Source organism: Actinoplanes subtropicus, from assembly GCF_000721705.1.
Classification (GTDB): domain Bacteria; phylum Actinomycetota; class Actinomycetes; order Mycobacteriales; family Micromonosporaceae; genus Actinoplanes; species Actinoplanes subtropicus.
On the sequence record NZ_JOJL01000020.1, the window covers coordinates 384,957 to 402,333 of the forward strand.

At 70.1% G+C, this 17,377-nt stretch carries 17 protein-coding genes; 8 read left to right on the forward strand and 9 right to left on the reverse strand.

What is annotated here, in order from left to right:
- Positions 1-104 precede the first annotated feature (104 nt).
- Entirely contained in the window at positions 105-1,007 is a 903-nt protein-coding gene (locus IH26_RS0127065; RefSeq protein WP_030439057.1) for an NADP-dependent oxidoreductase, read from the forward strand.
- On the opposite strand, the gene IH26_RS61460 is transcribed toward IH26_RS0127065, so the two are convergent.
- Both IH26_RS61460 and IH26_RS0127075 read right to left on the reverse strand, forming a co-directional pair.
- Positions 1,004-1,153: a hypothetical protein gene (locus IH26_RS61460; RefSeq protein WP_169789827.1), complete on the reverse strand. Its 150-nt coding sequence runs from the start codon at positions 1,151-1,153 to the stop codon at positions 1,004-1,006. The genes IH26_RS0127065 and IH26_RS61460 overlap by 4 nt on opposite strands.
- 158 nt (positions 1,154-1,311) lie before the next feature.
- On the reverse strand, positions 1,312-3,582 hold the full coding sequence (locus IH26_RS0127075) for a putative bifunctional diguanylate cyclase/phosphodiesterase (protein WP_030439058.1): 2,271 nt from the start codon (positions 3,580-3,582) through the stop codon (positions 1,312-1,314).
- Positions 3,583-3,669: 87 nt separating this feature from the next.
- Between IH26_RS0127075 and IH26_RS0127080 the strand changes: the two genes are divergently transcribed.
- Entirely contained in the window at positions 3,670-4,035 is a 366-nt protein-coding gene (locus IH26_RS0127080) for a VOC family protein (RefSeq protein WP_030439059.1), read from the forward strand.
- Here the strand turns inward: IH26_RS0127080 and IH26_RS0127085 are convergent.
- Positions 4,005-5,198, reverse strand: coding sequence for an FAD-dependent monooxygenase (locus tag IH26_RS0127085; RefSeq protein ID WP_030439060.1), 1,194 nt, complete (start codon positions 5,196-5,198; stop codon positions 4,005-4,007). The two genes, IH26_RS0127080 and IH26_RS0127085, sit on opposite strands and share 31 nt — an antisense overlap.
- 112 nt (positions 5,199-5,310) lie before the next feature.
- Between IH26_RS0127085 and IH26_RS0127090 the strand changes: the two genes are divergently transcribed.
- Positions 5,311-6,189 (forward strand): TetR/AcrR family transcriptional regulator C-terminal domain-containing protein, encoded by an 879-nt coding sequence (locus tag IH26_RS0127090; RefSeq protein ID WP_030439061.1) that lies wholly within the window; start codon positions 5,311-5,313, stop codon positions 6,187-6,189.
- Here IH26_RS0127090 and IH26_RS0127095 read toward each other — a convergent pair.
- Positions 6,171-7,865, reverse strand: a complete 1,695-nt coding sequence (locus tag IH26_RS0127095) for a glycoside hydrolase family 13 protein (protein WP_030439062.1) — start codon at positions 7,863-7,865, stop codon at positions 6,171-6,173. The two genes, IH26_RS0127090 and IH26_RS0127095, sit on opposite strands and share 19 nt — an antisense overlap.
- Positions 7,866-7,912: 47 nt before the next feature.
- Between IH26_RS0127095 and IH26_RS0127100 the strand changes: the two genes are divergently transcribed.
- The 4 genes from IH26_RS0127100 to IH26_RS0127115 all read left to right on the forward strand — a co-directional run bounded on the left by IH26_RS0127100 (position 7,913) and on the right by IH26_RS0127115 (position 12,795).
- On the forward strand, positions 7,913-8,914 hold the full coding sequence (locus IH26_RS0127100) for a glycosyltransferase family 4 protein (RefSeq protein ID WP_030439063.1): 1,002 nt from the start codon (positions 7,913-7,915) through the stop codon (positions 8,912-8,914).
- Between the two features lie 157 nt (positions 8,915-9,071).
- On the forward strand, positions 9,072-10,229 hold the full coding sequence (locus IH26_RS0127105; RefSeq protein ID WP_030439064.1) for a glycosyltransferase: 1,158 nt from the start codon (positions 9,072-9,074) through the stop codon (positions 10,227-10,229).
- Entirely contained in the window at positions 10,226-11,308 is a 1,083-nt protein-coding gene (locus IH26_RS0127110; RefSeq protein WP_030439065.1) for a hypothetical protein, read from the forward strand. The genes IH26_RS0127105 and IH26_RS0127110 overlap by 4 nt, the downstream gene beginning before the upstream one ends.
- 8 nt (positions 11,309-11,316) lie before the next feature.
- On the forward strand, positions 11,317-12,795 hold the full coding sequence (locus IH26_RS0127115) for a glycoside hydrolase family 130 protein (protein WP_034215953.1): 1,479 nt from the start codon (positions 11,317-11,319) through the stop codon (positions 12,793-12,795).
- A 35-nt stretch (positions 12,796-12,830) separates the two neighbouring features.
- On the opposite strand, the gene IH26_RS0127120 is transcribed toward IH26_RS0127115, so the two are convergent.
- From IH26_RS0127120 to IH26_RS58315, 3 genes are read right to left on the reverse strand one after another with little or no spacing between them, the layout of a single operon-like run.
- Positions 12,831-13,061: a hypothetical protein gene (locus IH26_RS0127120; protein WP_051808538.1), complete on the reverse strand. Its 231-nt coding sequence runs from the start codon at positions 13,059-13,061 to the stop codon at positions 12,831-12,833.
- Between the two features lie 41 nt (positions 13,062-13,102).
- Complete coding sequence (locus IH26_RS0127125; protein WP_030439068.1) at positions 13,103-13,984, reverse strand: helix-turn-helix domain-containing protein; 882 nt, start codon at positions 13,982-13,984, stop codon at positions 13,103-13,105.
- Between the two features lie 46 nt (positions 13,985-14,030).
- Complete coding sequence (locus IH26_RS58315; protein WP_245665532.1) at positions 14,031-14,285, reverse strand: hypothetical protein; 255 nt, start codon at positions 14,283-14,285, stop codon at positions 14,031-14,033.
- 393 nt (positions 14,286-14,678) lie between these two features.
- Between IH26_RS58315 and IH26_RS0127135 the strand changes: the two genes are divergently transcribed.
- Entirely contained in the window at positions 14,679-15,053 is a 375-nt protein-coding gene (locus IH26_RS0127135; protein WP_030439069.1) for a hypothetical protein, read from the forward strand.
- Positions 15,054-15,126: 73 nt separating this feature from the next.
- Here IH26_RS0127135 and IH26_RS0127140 read toward each other — a convergent pair whose 3' ends face one another.
- Both IH26_RS0127140 and IH26_RS56170 read right to left on the reverse strand, forming a co-directional pair.
- Positions 15,127-15,867, reverse strand: a complete 741-nt coding sequence (locus tag IH26_RS0127140; protein WP_084599094.1) for a response regulator transcription factor — start codon at positions 15,865-15,867, stop codon at positions 15,127-15,129.
- Positions 15,846-17,336, reverse strand: coding sequence for a sensor histidine kinase (locus IH26_RS56170; RefSeq protein ID WP_084599095.1), 1,491 nt, complete (start codon positions 17,334-17,336; stop codon positions 15,846-15,848). The genes IH26_RS0127140 and IH26_RS56170 overlap by 22 nt, the downstream gene beginning before the upstream one ends.
- Positions 17,337-17,377: the final 41 nt, after the last annotated feature.

The window sequence follows — 17,377 nt, forward strand, 5'->3', positions numbered from 1 at the left end:
ACCGGCGATCGGGTCCGGCTGAGCGGTTTGGTCGCGCTGCTCCGGCCGTACGCGAAATGTCCGGTCTTGACTTGAACCTGACTTCAACTTGCAGGATACGGACCATGAGAGCTGTCGTGTTCGACCGTTTCGGACCGCCCGACGTCCTGCGCATCGCCGATCTGCCCGATCCCGAACCGGGACCGGGCGAGGTGCGCGTGCGGGTGCGGGCCGCCGGGGTGCAGCCGTTCGACGTCGCCGTGCGGCGGGGCGCCATGCCGTGGGTGCGGGTTCGGTTGCCGCAGACGAACGGGCAGGAATACTCGGGGGTGATCGATCGTCTCGGCGAGGGCGCCGGCTTCGCGATCGGGGACGCGGTTCTCGGTTCCACCGTGCTCAACGGCTATGCGGAGCTGGTCTGCGTGCCGGCGGACACCGTGGTGCGCAAACCCGACCGGCTGGACTTCCCCACCGCCGCCGCGCTGGTCGCCGCGTCCCAGACGGCGAGCGGCGCACTGAACGAGCTGGCGGTCGCCGCCGGGGACGTGCTGCTCGTGCACGCGGCCGCCGGCAGCGTCGGCACCGTCGCGACGCAACTCGCCCGGCAGCGGGGCGCGCAGGTGATCGGCACCGCCGGCCCGGCCAATCACGACTACCTGCGACAACTCGGGGCGGTTCCGGTCGCCTACGGCGACGATCTGGTCGAAGCGGTCCGGGCGACCGGCCTGGCCCCGACCGTGGCGCTGGACGCGGCCGGCGGCGCGGCGATCGCGCAGTCGGTGGCGCTTGGGATCGCCCCCGACCGAGTGGGCACGATCGTGGACGACAAGTCGGCTGCCGAGCACGGCGCCCGGGTGGTGCGGGCGGGCCGCAGCCCTTCGCGGCTGGCCGAGGTGGCCGGGCTGGCCGCTCGGGGTCGGCTGACGATGCCGGTGCGCGCCTATCCACTGGCGGACGTGGTCGCCGCGCACACGGCCGTCGAGTCGCGACACGGCCGCGGCAAGGTGGTGCTGATCCTGGAACCCTAGGCGGTGATCGTGTTCCAGGAGTAGGCGAGCAGCGCGGCCGCCGCCCCCAGCAGCGCGAGGTTGATCCCCCGGGTGCCGGGGATCGGCAGCGCCGCGAGCACCAGCAGGATGACCGCGATGACGTAGAGAACGGCCTGGGCAGACATTGTCGCTCCTCGATCGTGGGGATGGCGGCGTCCGCATTACCCCACCCGTCGGAAGCGCTAAACCACCGGCAGGATCAGTGACGACGTGTGCGAGTATCTCGCCGCGCGAGTATCTCGCCCAGCTAGTATCTTGCTTGGCTAGTATCTCGCTCGGCGAGCTATGCGGGGACCGAGCGCTCGATCCAGTGGGTCAAGTTCTCCGGCCGGTCCGCCTTGCCGTAGAACCAGCCCTGCACGAGATCGCACCCCTGATCGCGGAGCCAGTCCCGCTGCGTCTCCGTCTCCACGCCCTCGGCCACCACCCGGTGCCCCATCGCGTGGGTCATCGCCAGCACCGCGCGGACGATCGGCTCGTTCGTGCCGGTCGAGCCGATGTCGTTGATGAACGAGCGGTCGATCTTCACGATGCCGACCGGGAGGCGGTGCAGGTACGACAACGAGGAGTAACCGGTTCCGAAGTCGTCGATGCACAGCGTCACGCCCAGCGCGTGCAGGGCGTTGAGCGTCAGCAGCGCCGCCTCGATGTCCTCCATCACGCCGGACTCGGTGATCTCCAGCCAGAGCGCCTCGGGCGGCAGGCCGGTGCCCCGCAGGGTGTCGTCGACGATCTTCACGAGGGTGCCGTCGCGCAGCTGGCGGACCGCCACGTTGACCGAGACGTGCAGCGGGCGGGCGCCCGGACCGCGCGACTCGATCCACTCCTGCAGCTGGCGGACCGACTCGCCGAGCAGCCAGGCACCCATCTCCTCGATCATGCCGGTCTCCTCGGCGATCGGGATGAACTCCATCGGCGAGACGAAGCCGAGCTCGGGCGAGTTCCAGCGCATCAGCGCCTCGAAGCCGTCCAGCTCCTCGGTCGGCAGGTCGATGATCGGCTGGAAATGCACCGCCAGCTCGCCGCGTTCCAGGGCGCCGCGCAGTGCCTGCTCCAGCTTCACCCGGTCGCGGACCTGCTCGCGCAGCGAGGTGTCGAACATGGCGTACGCGTTGCGCCCGGAGCCCTTGGCCTTGTTCATGGCGGTGTCCGCGTCCCGGATCAGCTCGAGCGCGTGCGCCCCGCCGGTCGACTTGGCCACGCCGATCGACGCCGAGATCGCCACCCGGCCGACGGACAGCTCGAACGGCTGGGCCAGCTCGACCAGCAGCCGGTCGGCCAGCGACTCGGCCAGCCGCAGGTGCGACGGGCTGGCCAGGGCGACCACGAACTCGTCGCCGCCGATCCGGGCGACCACGTCCTCGGCCCGGACCTGCTCGCCGAGCCGGCCCGCTACCTCGCAGAGCAGCTCGTCGCCGACCTGGTGACCCCAGTGGTCGTTGATCATCTTGAACCGGTCGAGGTCGATGAAGAGCAGGCTGATCTCGAGGTGCTCGGCGACCGCCCGGTCGGCCCAGCGGGACACCGTCTCGGACAGCAGTTCCCGGTTGGGCAGGTCGGTGAGCGCGTCGTGGGTGGCGCGCCGGCGGGTGGCGCGCTCGGCCCGTACGCGGGAATTGTTGGAACGCACCACCCGGGCGAGCGTCCCGAGCACGATGAACGCGCACAGCGTGGCCCGGATCAGGTCGTTGGACATCACGCCGACCGGGATCAGCGAGGTCATGATCGTCGGCACCACCACGACGAGGCCGATCACCACCAGGCGTAACGGGCTCATGTCGCGGACCGTGACACGCTGCGCCTCGACCAGCGCGCGGGTCGAGGGGTGCAGCGCGGCCGCCGGCATCAGCACGAACATCACCAGGAACAGGGCGTTCACGGCGTGCTGCGAGACGCCCATGAGTTGCAGGTCGCGCAGGCAGAAGAACAGGTCGGCGGCGAACATCGAGATGGTGCCGACGATCAGCAGCCGCAGCGACGCCGTCCGGGAGCCGCCGGCCAGCATCATCTGCGCGACCAGGACCAGGAGCACCACGTCGAGGACCGGGAACAGCGCGTCGATGATCTGCACCGGCGACATCACGCGGGACGTGACCGCCGGTCCGACCAGGAACGTCCAGGTGAGGAACGCCCCGGCCAGCCCGACCAGGACCGCGTCGACCCGCGCCGGGTCGTCGTCGGCGGCCCGGCGGCGGCGCAGCATCACCATGTACGCGTAGCCGACGCACAGGTACGCGGGCACGATGAGGCCGTCGGGGATGAGGGTGAGCGTCGTGGGCGGGCTGGCCACGGTGCCCGGCCAGATGACCCGGATGACGCTCACGACGATGAAGATGTAGCCGCCGAGGCGCAGCAGCCGCCACGGGGTGCGGTCGGCGGGCGCGAGGTTGCGGCGCGGACCGACGTGCAGCGCCACCATGCCGAGGATGAGGATGACCGCGGTGACCGGGGTCTGCGTCCACTCCGGGCCGAAGCTGAAGACCGCGACGAGCACGAGACCGACGGAGGCGAGCAGCCACGCCGGGCGCGCGGATAGGACGTCGACTCGGGTCACGTCTTTCCATCGGCAGCCCGGGCCATCGGTTAACCAATTTCCGGAGGCTGACAGAAGGTGTCAGCCTTTGGCGGCAGGATCCGGGGCATGACTGGATTCGCGACTCTTGCCCTGATCAACCTCGATGCCGAGGACCCGGCCGCGCTGGCCGCCTTCTACTCCGACGTGCTGGGTTGGAAGGTGCTGCACAGCGAGGGTGACTACGCCATGATCGGCGACGGCACGACGAGCATCGGCTTCGGCCGGGTGCCCGGCTATTCGGCGCCCGGCTGGCCGGTGGAGGCCGCGCCGAAGCGCTACCACCTGGACTTCTACGTCGACGACCTGGACAAGGCCGAGGAGCAGGCGCTGGCGCTGGGCGCGACCAAGCCGGCCGAGCAGCCCACGCCGGACCGCTGGCGCGTGCTGCTCGACCCGGCCGGTCACCCGTTCGACATCTGCTTGCGCAGCTGACCGTAGTCCTTGAGGGTGATGGATTCCGCCTTCGAGAACTGCTTCTCCAGCAGGCCCTTCATCGGCCAGGCGCCCATCATCCTCATCGACATCGCCCGCATCCGGATCATGAGCCGGCCGTTGGGGGCGAACATCTCGACGCCGCCGGGCGGCAGCTGGGTGCCCTCGGCGACGTAGTCGGCCATTTCCCGCTGGTACGCGGCGAAAGCCTCCTCCGGGGTCTTCGCCGCGGCCAGTTCGCCGGCCAGCACGTACGCGCCGACCAGGCCCATGCTGGTGCCCATGCCGGCCAGCGGGGTGCCGCAGTAGCCGGCGTCGCCGATCAGGACGGCGCGTCCGCGGGCCCAGGTGTCGACCTTGACCTTGCTGATCTCGTCGAAGTAGAAGTCGGGGGCGTCGGGCATGGCCCGGAGCAGGTCGGGGACACGCCAGCCGACGTTGCGAAATTTCTCCTGGAGAATCGCAATTTGTCCCTTTTTGTCTAGCCTGCCGATGGCGTTTTTTGTTCGAAACGTGAGGCTCGCCTTCGCCGTGCCACCCCGCTCGGGTCGAATGCCGGCCACCCGGCCACCCGGGGCGTTGTACATCTCGAACCAATTGTCCAGGTCACCGGGGTCCGGCACGGTGAAGTAGGCCTGGTAGGCGCCGAGCGGCTGGACGAACTCGCCGTGCGGCCCGAAGACGAGCTGCCGCACCCCCGACCGCACCCCGTCGGCGCCGATCACCACGTCGTACCGCTCACGGCGCCCGCTCGCGAAGGCGACGTCCCCGGCCGGCGTCAGCTCGGTGATCTTGTCGCCGAAGCGCCAGTCCACGTCGGCCGCGGTCGCGTCGTGGAGGACGCGCGCGAGGTCGCCCCGCGCGATCTCGATCTCGGCGACGATGCCCTCCCCGCCGAACAGGTCGGCCGGCATGCCCGCCAGCCGGCGGCCGCGCGCTGAGACCATCGCCCATCCGCGCTCGTCGACCTGGTGGGCCCGGATCGCCTCGCGAATGCCCATCCGCTCGACGACGCCGCGGGCCACGCCCCGGACGTCGACCGCGTGCCCGCCGGGGCGCGACGCCGGCGCCCGCTCGACGACCGTGACCTGGGCGCCCGCGCGGTGCAGCCAGAACGCCGTCGCCGGCCCGGCGATGCCCCCGCCGGAGATCAGAACCCGCATGTTCCCCGCTCCTCTGCGTACGATGTTATTTGTGTACTAGTCAGAGTAGGAGAGCGTGTTGCGGCTGGCAAACCGCACTAGTACGCTCCACGACAGAACAGGAGGTGTACTAGTGCACCCGTATCGGCGGATCGTCGAGGACGTGCGCCGGCGCATCGAGGCCGGCGAGCTCAAGCCGGGTGACAAGGTGCCCTCGGCCCGGCAGATCACCGGCGAGTGGGGCGTCGCGATCGCCACCGCCACCAAGGCTCACGCGACCATGCGGGAGGAGGGGCTGACCGTGGCCCGCCCCGGCGTCGGCACCGTGGTGGCCGGCCCGGCGCCCCGTCGCGACCACGAGCTCAGCAAGGAGCGGGTGGTCGCCGCCGCCATCGCGATCGCCGACCAGGACGGGATGGCCGAGCTGTCCATGCGGCGCATCGCGAGCCGGCTCGGCGTCTCGACGATGGCGCTCTACCGGCACGTGCCGGGCAAGGAGGAGCTCACCCTCGCGATGATCGACGCGGCGATCGGGGAGGAGCGGCTGCCGCCCCGGCCGCCGGGGAACTGGCGGGCCGCCCTCGAGCTGGTCTCCCGGCTGGAGTGGCAGGCGTTCCAGCGGCACCCGTGGCTGGCGTCGTCGATGTCGCTGACCCGCCCCCAGATGGCGCCGAACGCGATGGTGATCACCGAGTGGGTGATGGCCATCTTCGACGGCACGCGGCTGACCCTGCAGGAGCGGCTCTACATCCAGATCCTGCTGTTCAGCTTCGTCCGGGGGGTGGCCAGCGCGCTCGAGCCGGAGGCCGAGGCGACCCAGGAGACCGGGATGACCAACGACCAGTGGATGGACGCCCAGACGGCCACGTTCATGGCGCGCCTGGACGCCGGCGAGATGTCGCACATTCGCGAGCTGGCCGGCCAGGATTTCGACTTCGACCTGACCATGCTGTTCGAGTTCGGGCTCGGCCGGCTGCTCGACGGATTGGTGCCCTATGTCGAGCGCCGGTAGACGACCGCCTGCCAGGGCGCGAGCGTCAGGCCCTCGTTTCCCCCGACATTGGTGAGGACCAGTTCGGCCTCTTCCCAGGCGATCGCGTCCTCGATTTCGGCGCGCACCGTTTCGCCGGTGAAGTTGCCGACCACCAGGAGTTCGGTGCCCTGAAATTTCCGGGTGAAGGCGTACAGGCGCTCGTCGTGCGGCAGCAGCATGGTGAAGTCGCCGTCGACCACGGCCGGCTCCTCGTGCCGCAGCTCGATCAGCTTGCGGTAGTGGTGGAACACCGAATCCGGGTCGGCCCGCTCCGCCTTCGCGTTGATCTGCGGGTAGTTCGGGTTCACCGCCAGCCAAGGCGTCCCGCTGGTGAAGCCGGCCTGCGGGGAGTCGTCCCACTGCATCGGCGTACGCGCGTTGTCCCGGCCGCGCGCCCGCAGCACGGTGAGCACCTCCTCGGGCGAGCGGCCCTCCTGCACCGTGGCCTGGTGGTACTGGCCGAGCGCCTCGATGTCCCGGAAGTCGGCGATCGTCCGGAACGGGTAGTTGGTCATGCCCAGCTCCTCGCCCTGATAGATGTAGGGCGTGCCGCGGTGCAGGTGCAGCACCGTGCCGAGCATCTTGGCCGCGGCGACCCGGTGCTCGGGCGAGTCGTCGCCGTACCGCGAGACCACCCGCGGCTGGTCGTGGTTGTTCCAGTAGAGGCTGTTCCAGCCGACCTCGGCCAGCCCGGCCTGCCACCGCCCGAAGATCCCCTTGAGGACGGTGAGCCGGAGCGGGATCAGCTTCCACGGGTCGCCGCCGCGGTCCGCCCAGACGTGGTCGAACTGGAAGACCATGTCGACCTCGTGCCGGTCCTGGTCGGTGAATTTGATCGCCTCGTCGACCGTCACCCCGGGCATCTCCCCCACGGTGAGCATGCCGTCGCGGCCGGCGAAGACCCGGTCGTGCATCTCGCGCAGGAATTCATGGTTGCGCGGGCCATTGATGTACGAGGAGAAACCGTCCCCGTACGCGGAGCCGGCCTTCACCGGGCCGTCGGTCAGCGGCAGCACCTTGGAGATCATGTTGATGACGTCCATCCGGAAGCCGTCCACGCCCCGATCCAGCCACCAGCGCATCATCGCGTAGACGGCCTCGCGGACCTCGGGGTTCTCCCAGTTGAGGTCGGGCTGCTTCGGCGAGAACAGATGCAGGTAGTACTCGCCGGTCTCCTTGTCGTACTGCCAGGCCGGTCCGCCGAACGCCGAGCCCCAGTTGGTCGGCTCCGCCCCCGGCGTGCCCGGCTCCATCCCCGCCCGGGCCGGCCGCCACCAGTACCAGTCCCGCTTCGGGTCGTCCTTGCTTGACCGGCTCGCCACGAACCACGGGTGCTCGTCCGAGCTGTGGTTCACGACCAGGTCCATGATCAGCTTCATTCCCCGCTGATGCACCCCGGCGAGCAGCTCGTCGAAGGTCGCCAGGTCGCCGAAGAGCGGGTCGATGCTCTGGTAGTCGCTGATGTCGTAGCCGTTGTCGTCCTGCGGCGACTGGTAGATCGGGGAGAGCCAGAGCACGTCGACGCCGAGCTCGGCCAGATGGTCCAGGTGGTCGATGACGCCGCGCAGATCGCCCATGCCGTCACCGTCGGCATCGGCGAAGCTACGGGGGTAGATCTGATAAACGACCGCACTCTTCCACCAGAGATCCCTCATACGTCCCATACTAAGGAGGTGTTAATGACCAAAAAGCGGCCGTTGTCGTGAAGGTGGCGTTGTTGGGGCCGATCGCCTGGCGTACGCCGCCGCTGCACTACGGCCCCTGGGAACTGATCACCAGCCTGCTCGCCGAGGGGCTGACCGAGCGCGGGATCGACGTCACGCTCTTCGCCACGCTCGACTCGGTCACCAAGGCCGCCCTCGACGGGGTGAGCCCGACCGGGTACGAGGAGAGCGCCGACCTCGACGGGCGGGTCTGGGAGGCGCTGCACGTCAGCCACGTGCTCTCCCGCTCCGGCGAGTTCGACCTCGTGCACAACCATCTGGACTGGTTGCCGCTCGCCTTCTCCCGGCACTGCGCGGCGCCGTTGCTCACCACGATCCACGGCTTCTCCGGCCCCTCGATCGTGCCGGCCTACCAGCGGGCGGCCTCGTCCTACGTCGCCATCTCCGACAGCGACCGGTCCCCCCTGCTGTCCTACGTCGGGACGGTCCACCACGGCGTCGACTTGACGGCGTTGCCGGTGTCGCTCTCCCCCATGACTGATTTAATAGCATTTGGGCGAATCCATCCGGACAAAGGCACCGACCTGGCCATCGAGATCGCCGCGCGGGCCGGGCGGCGCCTGATTCTCTGCGGCATCGTCCAAGATCGTTCGTTTTTCGAGGCGGCGGTGGAGCCGAAGATCGACGGGGACCGGGTCGTCCACCTCGGGTCGGTCGGGCCGGCCGACCGGGGGCGGATCCTCGGCTCCGGGGCGGCGCTGCTGCATCCCATCCGGTTCGCCGAGCCGTTCGGGCTGTCCGTGGTGGAGGCGATGGCCTGCGGGACGCCGGTCGTCGCGTACCGGAAAGGATCGATGCCGGAGATCGTCGACGAGGGTGTCACCGGCCGGCTGGTCACCGATCTCGACGAGGCGGTCGCGGCCGTCGAGGGCATCGGCACGATCGACCGGGCGGGGTGCGCCCGGCGGGCCCGGGAACGGTTCTCGGCCGACCGGATGGTCGACGACTACCTGACGATTTACCGCAAAATCATCAGTTGAAAAGTCGGTTCTTGTTAACGTCGCAATGTCAATTGCGCGTTAATCGGGGCAATTTCCGGAGCACCGCAATGACGTTTGCGCGCGACCCGCACCGCGTCGACCGCGCGCGCTGAGTCGTGCTGCGGGGAGGCAGCCGCGAACCGAGAAAGGCCCTGTCATGCCCGCGACGTATGGCTTTCTGAGCACTTACCCGCCCACTCAATGCGGTTTGGCCACTTTCAATGCGGCACTCGCCACTCAGCTGAATACCGGCGGCGGCGCCGGGGTCGTCCGGCTGCTCGCCAGCGACAACGTGAGCGGCGGCATCGACCTCGACCGCGGCGCGCCCCGGGTCGTGCACACCTGGCACACCGACAACCCGGGCGGCTGGGTCGCGGCGGCCAACGCGCTCAACCGCTTCGGCGTGGCGATCGTCCAGCACGAGTACGGGATCTACCCGGGCGACGCCGGCGCCGAGGTGCTGCCGCTGCTGCGCGCCCTGAAGGTCCCCTCGATCGTCGTGCTGCACACCGTGCTCAGCCATCCCGACCCATTGCAGCGGCAGGTGCTCGAGCGGATCGCCGCCACCGCCGACGCCGTGGTCACCATGACCGACACCGCCCGGCAGCGCCTGATCGCCGGGTACGCCGTCGACGCCCACAAGATCTCGGTGATCCCGCACGGCGCCGGCAGCCACGAGAGCGCGCCCCGGGAGGACCACGACCGGCCGCACCTGCTCACCTGGGGGCTGCTCGGCCCCGGCAAGGGCATCGAGTGGGCGTTGCGCGCGCTCGCCCTGCTGCGCGGCTCGTCGCCGATGCCGTTCTACACCGTCGCCGGCCGTACCCACCCCAAGGTGCTGGAACACTTCGGCGACGCGTACCGCAACAGCTTGAAAGCCCTCGCCGACACGCTCGGGGTGACCGACGACGTGGTCTGGCGGGACGAGTACCTGGACGAGGCCGCGCTGTCCCGGCTGATCCGCTCGGCCGACGTGGTGGTGCTGCCCTACGACTCGACCGAGCAGGTCACCTCGGGCGTGCTGATCGAGGCGGTCGGCGCGGGCGTGCCGGTGGTGGCCACCGAGTTCCCGCACGCGGTCGAACTACTCGCCGACGGTCCCGGCCTGCTCGTGCCGCACCAGGACCCGGAGGCGATGGCGATGGCGATCCGCCACCTGGCCACCGAACCCGGCCTCGCCGGGCGGCTGACCGGCCTGGCCGGCGGTCCGACGCTGCGCTGGCCGGCCGTGGCCGCCCGTTATCAGTCCCTGGCCGGCCGCCTGCTGTCCGCGCGCACCCCGGCGGCCCCGATCGCGGCCTCCATCCCGGCATGAGCGTGGGCTTGCGGCTGGTCCCGCCTCCCGTCCAACTGTCCGACGCTCCACCGCCCTCGTTCAGCCACCTCGCCCGGCTCTCCGACGACACCGGGCTGCTCGAGCACGCGCGCAACGCGATCGTGCGGCGCGAGCACGGCTACTGCGTCGACGACGTCGGCCGCGGCCTGCTCGTCGCCAGCCGGGAACCGCGGCCGTCCCCGCAGGTCATCGGCCTGGCCGAGCGCTACCTGGCGTTCCTCACGCACGCGCAGGCCCCGGACGGCGCCTTCCGCAACCGGATGAGCTACGACCGGCGCTGGACCGACCGGCCGGGTCTCGGCGACTGGTGGGGGCGCGCGCTCTGGGGGCTGGGCACGGCCGCCGCGCGCTCCACCGCGCCGTGGATCCGGCGCGAGGCCCGCGCGGCCTTCCGCTTGGGCACGCGACAACGCTCGACCTGGCCGAGGGCGATGGCGTACGCCGGACTGGGCGCGGCCGAGGTCCTGCGGATGGACCCACGCGACCCCGACGCGGCGGCCCTGCTGCGCGACGCCGCCGCCACGGTCGGCGTCCCCGGCCCCGACCCGGCGTGGGTCTGGCCCGAGGAGGAACTCACCTACGCCAACCCCACGGTGGCCGAGGTGGTGATCGTGGCCGGCGACCTGCTCGGCGACGAGCCCCTGCTGCGGGCCGGCCTGCGGATGCTCGCCTGGCTGTGCCGGGAGCAGGAGCACGACGGCCACCTGTCCACCGTCCCGGTCGGCGGCTGGCGGGCCGGCCGGCCCAAACACCGCTTCGACCAGCAGCCGATCGAGGCCGCCGCGACCGCCGACGCGTGCGCCACGGCCGCCGCGATCACCGGCGACGACCGATGGTCTGCCCCGCTATTTCAGTCAATAGCCTGGTTTCTGGGCGAAAACGACACTCAGATAGTTATGTACGACCCCCTTACCGGCGGATGTTATGACGGATTAACGGCAGATGGTCCTAATCTGAACCAAGGAGCCGAATCCACCCTCGCGCTCGTCTCCACGCTGCAGCACGCCCGCACGATGGCGACCCGGAGCGCGACCCGACCGTCAGGCGGCCTAGCGTGACCGCAACCATGAATTCACAGACCTACCTCACCCGGCACGAGATCATCATGCAGCCGGACGACCGGCGCGTGGTGATCAAGCTGTTCGTGCCCGGCGAGGACGACCAGATGGTGCAGAACCGGACCTCCAGCCTGATCGAGCGCATCCTGCAGCTCGACGAGTCGGAGACCGCCCGGCTGCTCGAGGACGTGCTGAGCCGCTTCGCGGGCCGGCACCACGACCTGCTGTCGACCTTCCAGCACCACTACGAGCTGGTGCAGCACCGCGTACCGCCGGAGATCGAGCTGTCGCCGACCGCGCGCACCCTGATCGGCGCGTACTTCAGCCACGAGTTCTCGGTCGAGGCGGCGGCGCTGTGCAACCCGTCGATGGTGCCGCACCCCGACCAGACCGACCTGGAACCGGGTGAGCTGCGGGTGGCGATGAGCCTGCGCCAGATCGGCGAGGGGCACATCTCCTCGATCGGCTTCTGCTCGGCGATCCTCGGCCCCGGCGACACCATCCGCCTCGAGAACCGGGACGGCCCGCTGGCGATCGGCCAGCGCGTCGGGGCGTTGCACATGCGTTTCCAGCTCTCCGCGGCGCTGATCGACGAGGAGATCGACAACGAGGCCTCGGCGTACATCGTGTCGGCCTTGCCCGAGCGGTACAGCGACGAGGAGTTCGAGGATGTGATGACGCACATCCCGGCCGAGCTGCTGGCCCGCCCGACCACGCAGGAGACGCTCGACCGGATCCGGCACATCGTGGCGGAGGACTACGCGGTCAGCTTCCCGTGCGCCACGCCGCTGCATCAGCGGGTGATGTGGCCGGCGACCCGCGCGGAGAGCAACGGCATGGAGGACGCCCGCTTCGTCCAGCACCTGGACCCGGACGGGCGGCTCGCCTACCAGGCGACATATACCGCGTACGACGGCCGGCACATCTCCGGCCGGGTCATCTTCACCCGCGACCTGCGGCACTTCGAGGTGACCCGGCTGCACGGCCCCGCGGCGCGGAACAAGGGCATGGCCCTGTTCCCGCGCTACGTGGGCGGCCGGAAGCTGGCCCTGTGCCGCTCCGACGGCGAGACGCTGGGCCTGAGCGTCCGCGACGGGCAGCACCGCTGGCAGGAGGCGGTGCCGCTGCTGGTCCCGCACCGCGGCTGGGACCTGATCCAGGTGGGCAACTGCGGCTCCCCGCTCGAGACGGAGGCCGGCTGGCTGGTGCTGACCCACGGCGTGGGCCCGATGCGCCGCTACTCGCTGGGCGCGATGCTGCTGGACCTGGAGAACCCGGAGCGAGTGATCGCCGACCTGCCCGACGGCCTGCTGCACCCCGACGAGGTCGAGCGCGAGGGCTACGTCCCCAACGTCCTCTACTCCTGCGGCGGCCTGCTGCACGACGGCCGCCTGTGGCTTCCGTACGGCGCCAGCGACGTCCGGATCGGTTTCGCCAGTGTCGCCCTGGACCAGCTACTGAGGCGCATGGTCCCCACCGGCTACTGACTTGCCCTTACGTTCTGCCTGGTGACGACTCTGTCTCAGGCCTGGTCACGAATCTTGTCCGCCGCGGCGAGCAAGATCTCGGTCGGAATCTCGACGAGGTGCTCGCCGTCGGGCACCTCGACGCCGGCGTTGTCGCCGTTCACCACGTAGCCCTGGACAATGACCGTCTGCCGGTCGGTGCCGTACACGGTCGGGCAGGAGCCGGCGCCGCATCGGCCGGCCAGGACGCGGAGGTGCGTGGCGACGGGATCCTTGGGGGTCGTCATGACACTCACGGTACGGACGGATACCGGGTCGTCACAACAGGTCAGGTGTGGGCCCCGGACATCCGGCGGATGTAGCGCTTCTCGAAATCGGCGAGAAACGGTTCGATGTCGCTGGTCGCGATCGCGTCGAGCGCGTCGAACACGCGCCGGTAGTGCCCGGCGATGCGGCGCCCACGGGAGAGCACGCTGGTGTTGAAGAGATCGACGAACACGCTCCGGTCGTCCATGAGGACGAAGCCGTGCATGGGTGCGATCGGCCACTCCACGTCCTGCGGAATGATCCGCAGGCTGACGTTCGGGTACGCGGCGACCTCCCGCAGCCGCGCGATCTGGGCGATCATGTCCACCGGCCGGCACACCTGGTGGCCCAGTACGTCCTCGGTGATCAGGAAGTGGAACTGCCGATCGGGCTCGTCGAGCGCCTGGGCCCGCTGCAGGCGCGCCGTGACGGCCTCGGCGACGGCCAGAGCGGAGTCGGCGATCTGCGCGTCGCCCAGCTCCATGCGCACGGCGGTCAGGACGGCACGCGCATACTCACTGGTCTGGAGCAGGCCCGGGACGACGGCCACCTGGAAGGTGCGCGTGTCGCGCGCGGAGGACTCGAGCCGTCCCACGAGGTGTTGCCGGTCGGCCAGCCCCGGCAGGATCGACTGCCAGTCGATCAGGCGCTCGTTGGGCCGCTCGGCGAGCCCGACCAGACGGTCGACCTCGTCCGCGGGGAGGTCGAGGGCCTCGGCGACCCGGCGTACGACCGCGGGATCCGCGCTGGTGGCGCCGCTCTCCAGCCGGGAGATCGTCGCCTGGCTCATGCCGATGCGCTCGCCCAGAGCCTGACCGGAGATCTGCTTGCTCCGGCGCCAGCGCGCCAGGGCGGCGCCGACCGGCTCGCCGAGACCGTCGTCGAGATCGGGCGAGTTCGACAAGCAACTCGCCCCCTCTCGTATTCGGATGCGGCGTTCGTTGCGATGGTCAGTTGGCGGCCTTCACCGCCTCGGCGAGCAGCTCGGCCGGAATCTCGACGAGTTGCTCGCCGGCGGGCAGGTCGACCCCCGCGGCCTCGGCGGTCAGGGTATAGCCCTGAACCACGTAGGTGCCTCGGTCGGTGCGGTAGACGGTGGGGCAGCTGCCCCCGCCGCAGAGCTTGGTGACGAAAGTCAGCCGCGGCGTGGAGCCGTCTCGTTCAGCATCAGCAGCCTGAACGACCGTTAAGGGTAGGTTTGTCACAGCCGCACGATACAGGACTCATGAGATCTTATGCGTCGCTCGCGCATAGTCGTTATGCAACCACACGGGAGAGGTTGCGGAAACCTGGCGTGACTGATGACGTGAAGACCGATGACGAATATTCACCTGCCCGGATCGGACTTGCGATCACCTGAATAGCCGTGGATATTCATGGCTAAGGGGTCACGGAGAGACGAGCAAAGGGGCCGGTCCGGCTTCGTAGCGTGCTCGCCTCCCCACCCGACAACGGGGTCAGGCCCCCGGCAGTGCATATCCGTGAGAGGCTCCCGCCCGCCTCGTTGATCGTCAGCGCCCATGAGCGCCTCCGCCTCGCGACCGAGCCGCCGGGTTCACCCCCGGGCGGATCCCCACCTCCGGCGACAGGAGAACTCGATGACCAGTACCTTGCTGGCCGGGATCATCGCCTTCCTGGTCCTGCTGTTCGTGCTCTGCGAGATCGCCTCGGCAGTGCTTCCCCTCATCATCGTGCTGCTGGCCGTGCCGGAGCGGGAGCGCGAAACTTTGGCCCGCGTGCTGGCCGCCCTGGACTCCTCCCGCCGCCTGCGCCTGTGGATCACCCTCCGCTTCGCCGTGACCATGCGCCGCCAGGAACGCGCGCAGGCCCGCAAGGCCGCCGCGGCGCGCGACCCCCGGCGCAACCCCTACGCCCACCTGAACGACTACTTCGCCCAACTGTCCGGCGACGCCCCACTCAACCATCCCTACGACCGCGCCGAGACGGCAAAGCCCTCCTCCCCGCCGGTGTGAACGAACAGCCCCCGGCTCGCCCCCTCCCACCCGGCGTCCAAGCCCAAGCGGTCGCGCCGGTCCGGCGGGCCGGTCAGCCGGCGTCGTGGACCAGGATGGCCACCTGAGTGCGGTTGGTGAGCTCGAGCTTCGTGAAGATGCGCGTCACGTAGGCCTTCACGGTCGCCGTACTCACCCGCAACTCGGACGCGATCTCCTGGTTGGTGTGCCCGATCCCGATCAGCCGGGCAACATCCCGCTCGCCCGGGCTGAGCCGCCTCAACGCCACTCGAGCCCGCTCCCGCTCCGGGTCGGTGGTCTCCGCCCCCGCCAGCTCCATCACCTGCCGCAGCACCGACGACGTGAACATCGGCTCCCCGGCCGCGGCCCGGCAAACCGCCAGCGCGATATCCCGAGGCGGCTCATGCTTCAACAGAAACCCGCTGGCCCCCACCCGCATGGCCCGCCGCACATGCTCATGCGTGTCAAACGTGGTCAACACGATGACCTCCGGCGCGTCCGGCCGCCGCCGCAGCGCCTCGGTGGCCGAAAGCCCATCCATCCCCGGCATCCGAATGTCCATGAGCACCACCTGCGGCCGATAGGTGTTGACGGCCGCCGCCACCTCGGTCCCGTCCGAGATGGCCCCGACGACCTCCAACTCATCGAACGAGCCCAACATCATCGAGAGCCCCGACCGCACCAGCGCATCATCATCAACAATGAGCACCCGAACCGGCGGCGACGACCCGGCCGACCGCACCGGCGCCGCCGCCTGCGACGCCGGCCGTGGCAGCGGCTCGCCGCCCGATGTCACGTCTGCCATGGCAGCCACGCCCGAACGTTGAACTCCCCCGTCGGCGTCGGCCCATGCTCCAGCCGACCGCCGACCAGCTGAACGCGTTCCCGCAGCCCGGCCAGCCCCGCCCCGGCCCCGGGAATCGGCTCGGCGTGGTTGCCACGCCGATGGCCGTGCGTCCCCTCCCACACAAGGTCGTTGTCGACGCGGACGTCCAGCCCGCGAAGCCACACAATGTCGACGTTGACCCGCACGGGCGCGCCGGGCGCGTGCTTGAGCGCGTTGGTCAGCGCCTCCTGAATGATCCGATAAGCGTGCCGCCCGGTCTGATCCGGCACATCGACGTCCTCCCCGGCACCATCGTCCTCGCCGTCGACGTCCTCCACGCCGTAGCCGATGTCGGCGATATCGCGGCCGCCGGGCCAATCGCCGTCGCCGTGGCTCTCATGCCAGCCACGCGCTTCGCCGCCGTCATGCCAGCCACGGGGTTCGCCGCCGTCATGCCAGCCGCGGTCGCCGTGGCTGTCATGCCAACCGAGGGTGTCGCGGCTCTCAACACCGTCAGTGTCCTCGTCGTCGTAGTCGTCCCGCTCGTTCTCGTCTTCGTCTCCGTCGGGCCGCTCGCCGGCGCGGCGGGGGTCGAGGCCGGCCGCGCGGATCGCCGCCACCTGCCCGACGTCGCGCTGCAGGCCGGTCATGGTGAAGCAGATGTCGGCACCGGCCAATCGTGACCGCTCGACCAACTCGGGCACGTCGTCAAGTGTCGGCTGCGGACGGTCCTCCGCCGGGGCTCGCAGCATGCCCAGGAGCATCCGCAGATCTTCCAACGCGTCGTACGCGCCCTGCCGGATGACGCCCGCCGCCTCACGCTCCTCCGCCGAGGCGTCCCGCCGGACCTCGAGTGCGCCTGCGTGCAGTGCCAGCAGCGAGACGCGGTGCGCGAGCACATCGTGCATCTCGCGAGCGATCCGCTCCCGCTCGGCGAGCCGGGCCTGCTCGATACGCAGCCGCTGACCCTCCTCGGCCTGCCGCGCCCGCTCGGCCCACGCGGCCAGCAACTGACGCTGCGCGCGCACCACCATGGCCACCGCGACCAAACTGACGTGCAACAGCACAAGGAACGCGACGGACTCGTAATACGTCCGGGTCAATCCCAGCGCCAGTCCGTAGACCGTCGCCACGCACGCGGCGTGCAGGCCGGCGAGCGCGATGGTGACCCGAGCCGGCCGGTGCAGCGCCACCGAGAACAGCGCGATCGGGGTGGCGCCCATCGGCATGCCCAGCAGGATGCCGAACGGGATGAGCCCGAGGGTCAGCCCGACCGGGTGGCTGCGCCGGAAAAGCACCAGACCGGCGAAGGACAACACACCCGTGGCTGCCTCGAGGGGCAACGGCGCACCATCGCCCTTCCCCACCGACTGCGACACGAAGAAGAGCCCGAGCAGCGTGGCAACGACTGCGAGAGAGACCTCCAGCAGCCAGCTGCGTGCGCTTCGTCGTGCCATGGCCCCGAAGTTACCGGCGGCGCGGCTCGATGGGCAGTCTA

Coding starts and splice junctions, on each gene's coding strand:
- IH26_RS0127120 (WP_051808538.1), bottom strand. CDS start 13,061: ATGACGACCCCCAAGGATCCCGTCGCCACGCACCTCCGCGTCCTGGCC.
- IH26_RS0127115 (WP_034215953.1), top strand. CDS start 11,317: ATGAATTCACAGACCTACCTCACCCGGCACGAGATCATCATGCAGCCG.
- IH26_RS0127135 (WP_030439069.1), top strand. CDS start 14,679: ATGACCAGTACCTTGCTGGCCGGGATCATCGCCTTCCTGGTCCTGCTG.
- IH26_RS0127065 (WP_030439057.1), top strand. CDS start 105: ATGAGAGCTGTCGTGTTCGACCGTTTCGGACCGCCCGACGTCCTGCGC.
- IH26_RS61460 (WP_169789827.1), bottom strand. CDS start 1,153: ATGTCTGCCCAGGCCGTTCTCTACGTCATCGCGGTCATCCTGCTGGTG.
- IH26_RS0127085 (WP_030439060.1), bottom strand. CDS start 5,198: ATGCGGGTTCTGATCTCCGGCGGGGGCATCGCCGGGCCGGCGACGGCG.
- IH26_RS0127095 (WP_030439062.1), bottom strand. CDS start 7,865: ATGAGGGATCTCTGGTGGAAGAGTGCGGTCGTTTATCAGATCTACCCC.
- IH26_RS0127080 (WP_030439059.1), top strand. CDS start 3,670: ATGACTGGATTCGCGACTCTTGCCCTGATCAACCTCGATGCCGAGGAC.
- IH26_RS0127110 (WP_030439065.1), top strand. CDS start 10,226: ATGAGCGTGGGCTTGCGGCTGGTCCCGCCTCCCGTCCAACTGTCCGAC.
- IH26_RS0127105 (WP_030439064.1), top strand. CDS start 9,072: ATGCCCGCGACGTATGGCTTTCTGAGCACTTACCCGCCCACTCAATGC.
- IH26_RS56170 (WP_084599095.1), bottom strand. CDS start 17,336: ATGGCACGACGAAGCGCACGCAGCTGGCTGCTGGAGGTCTCTCTCGCA.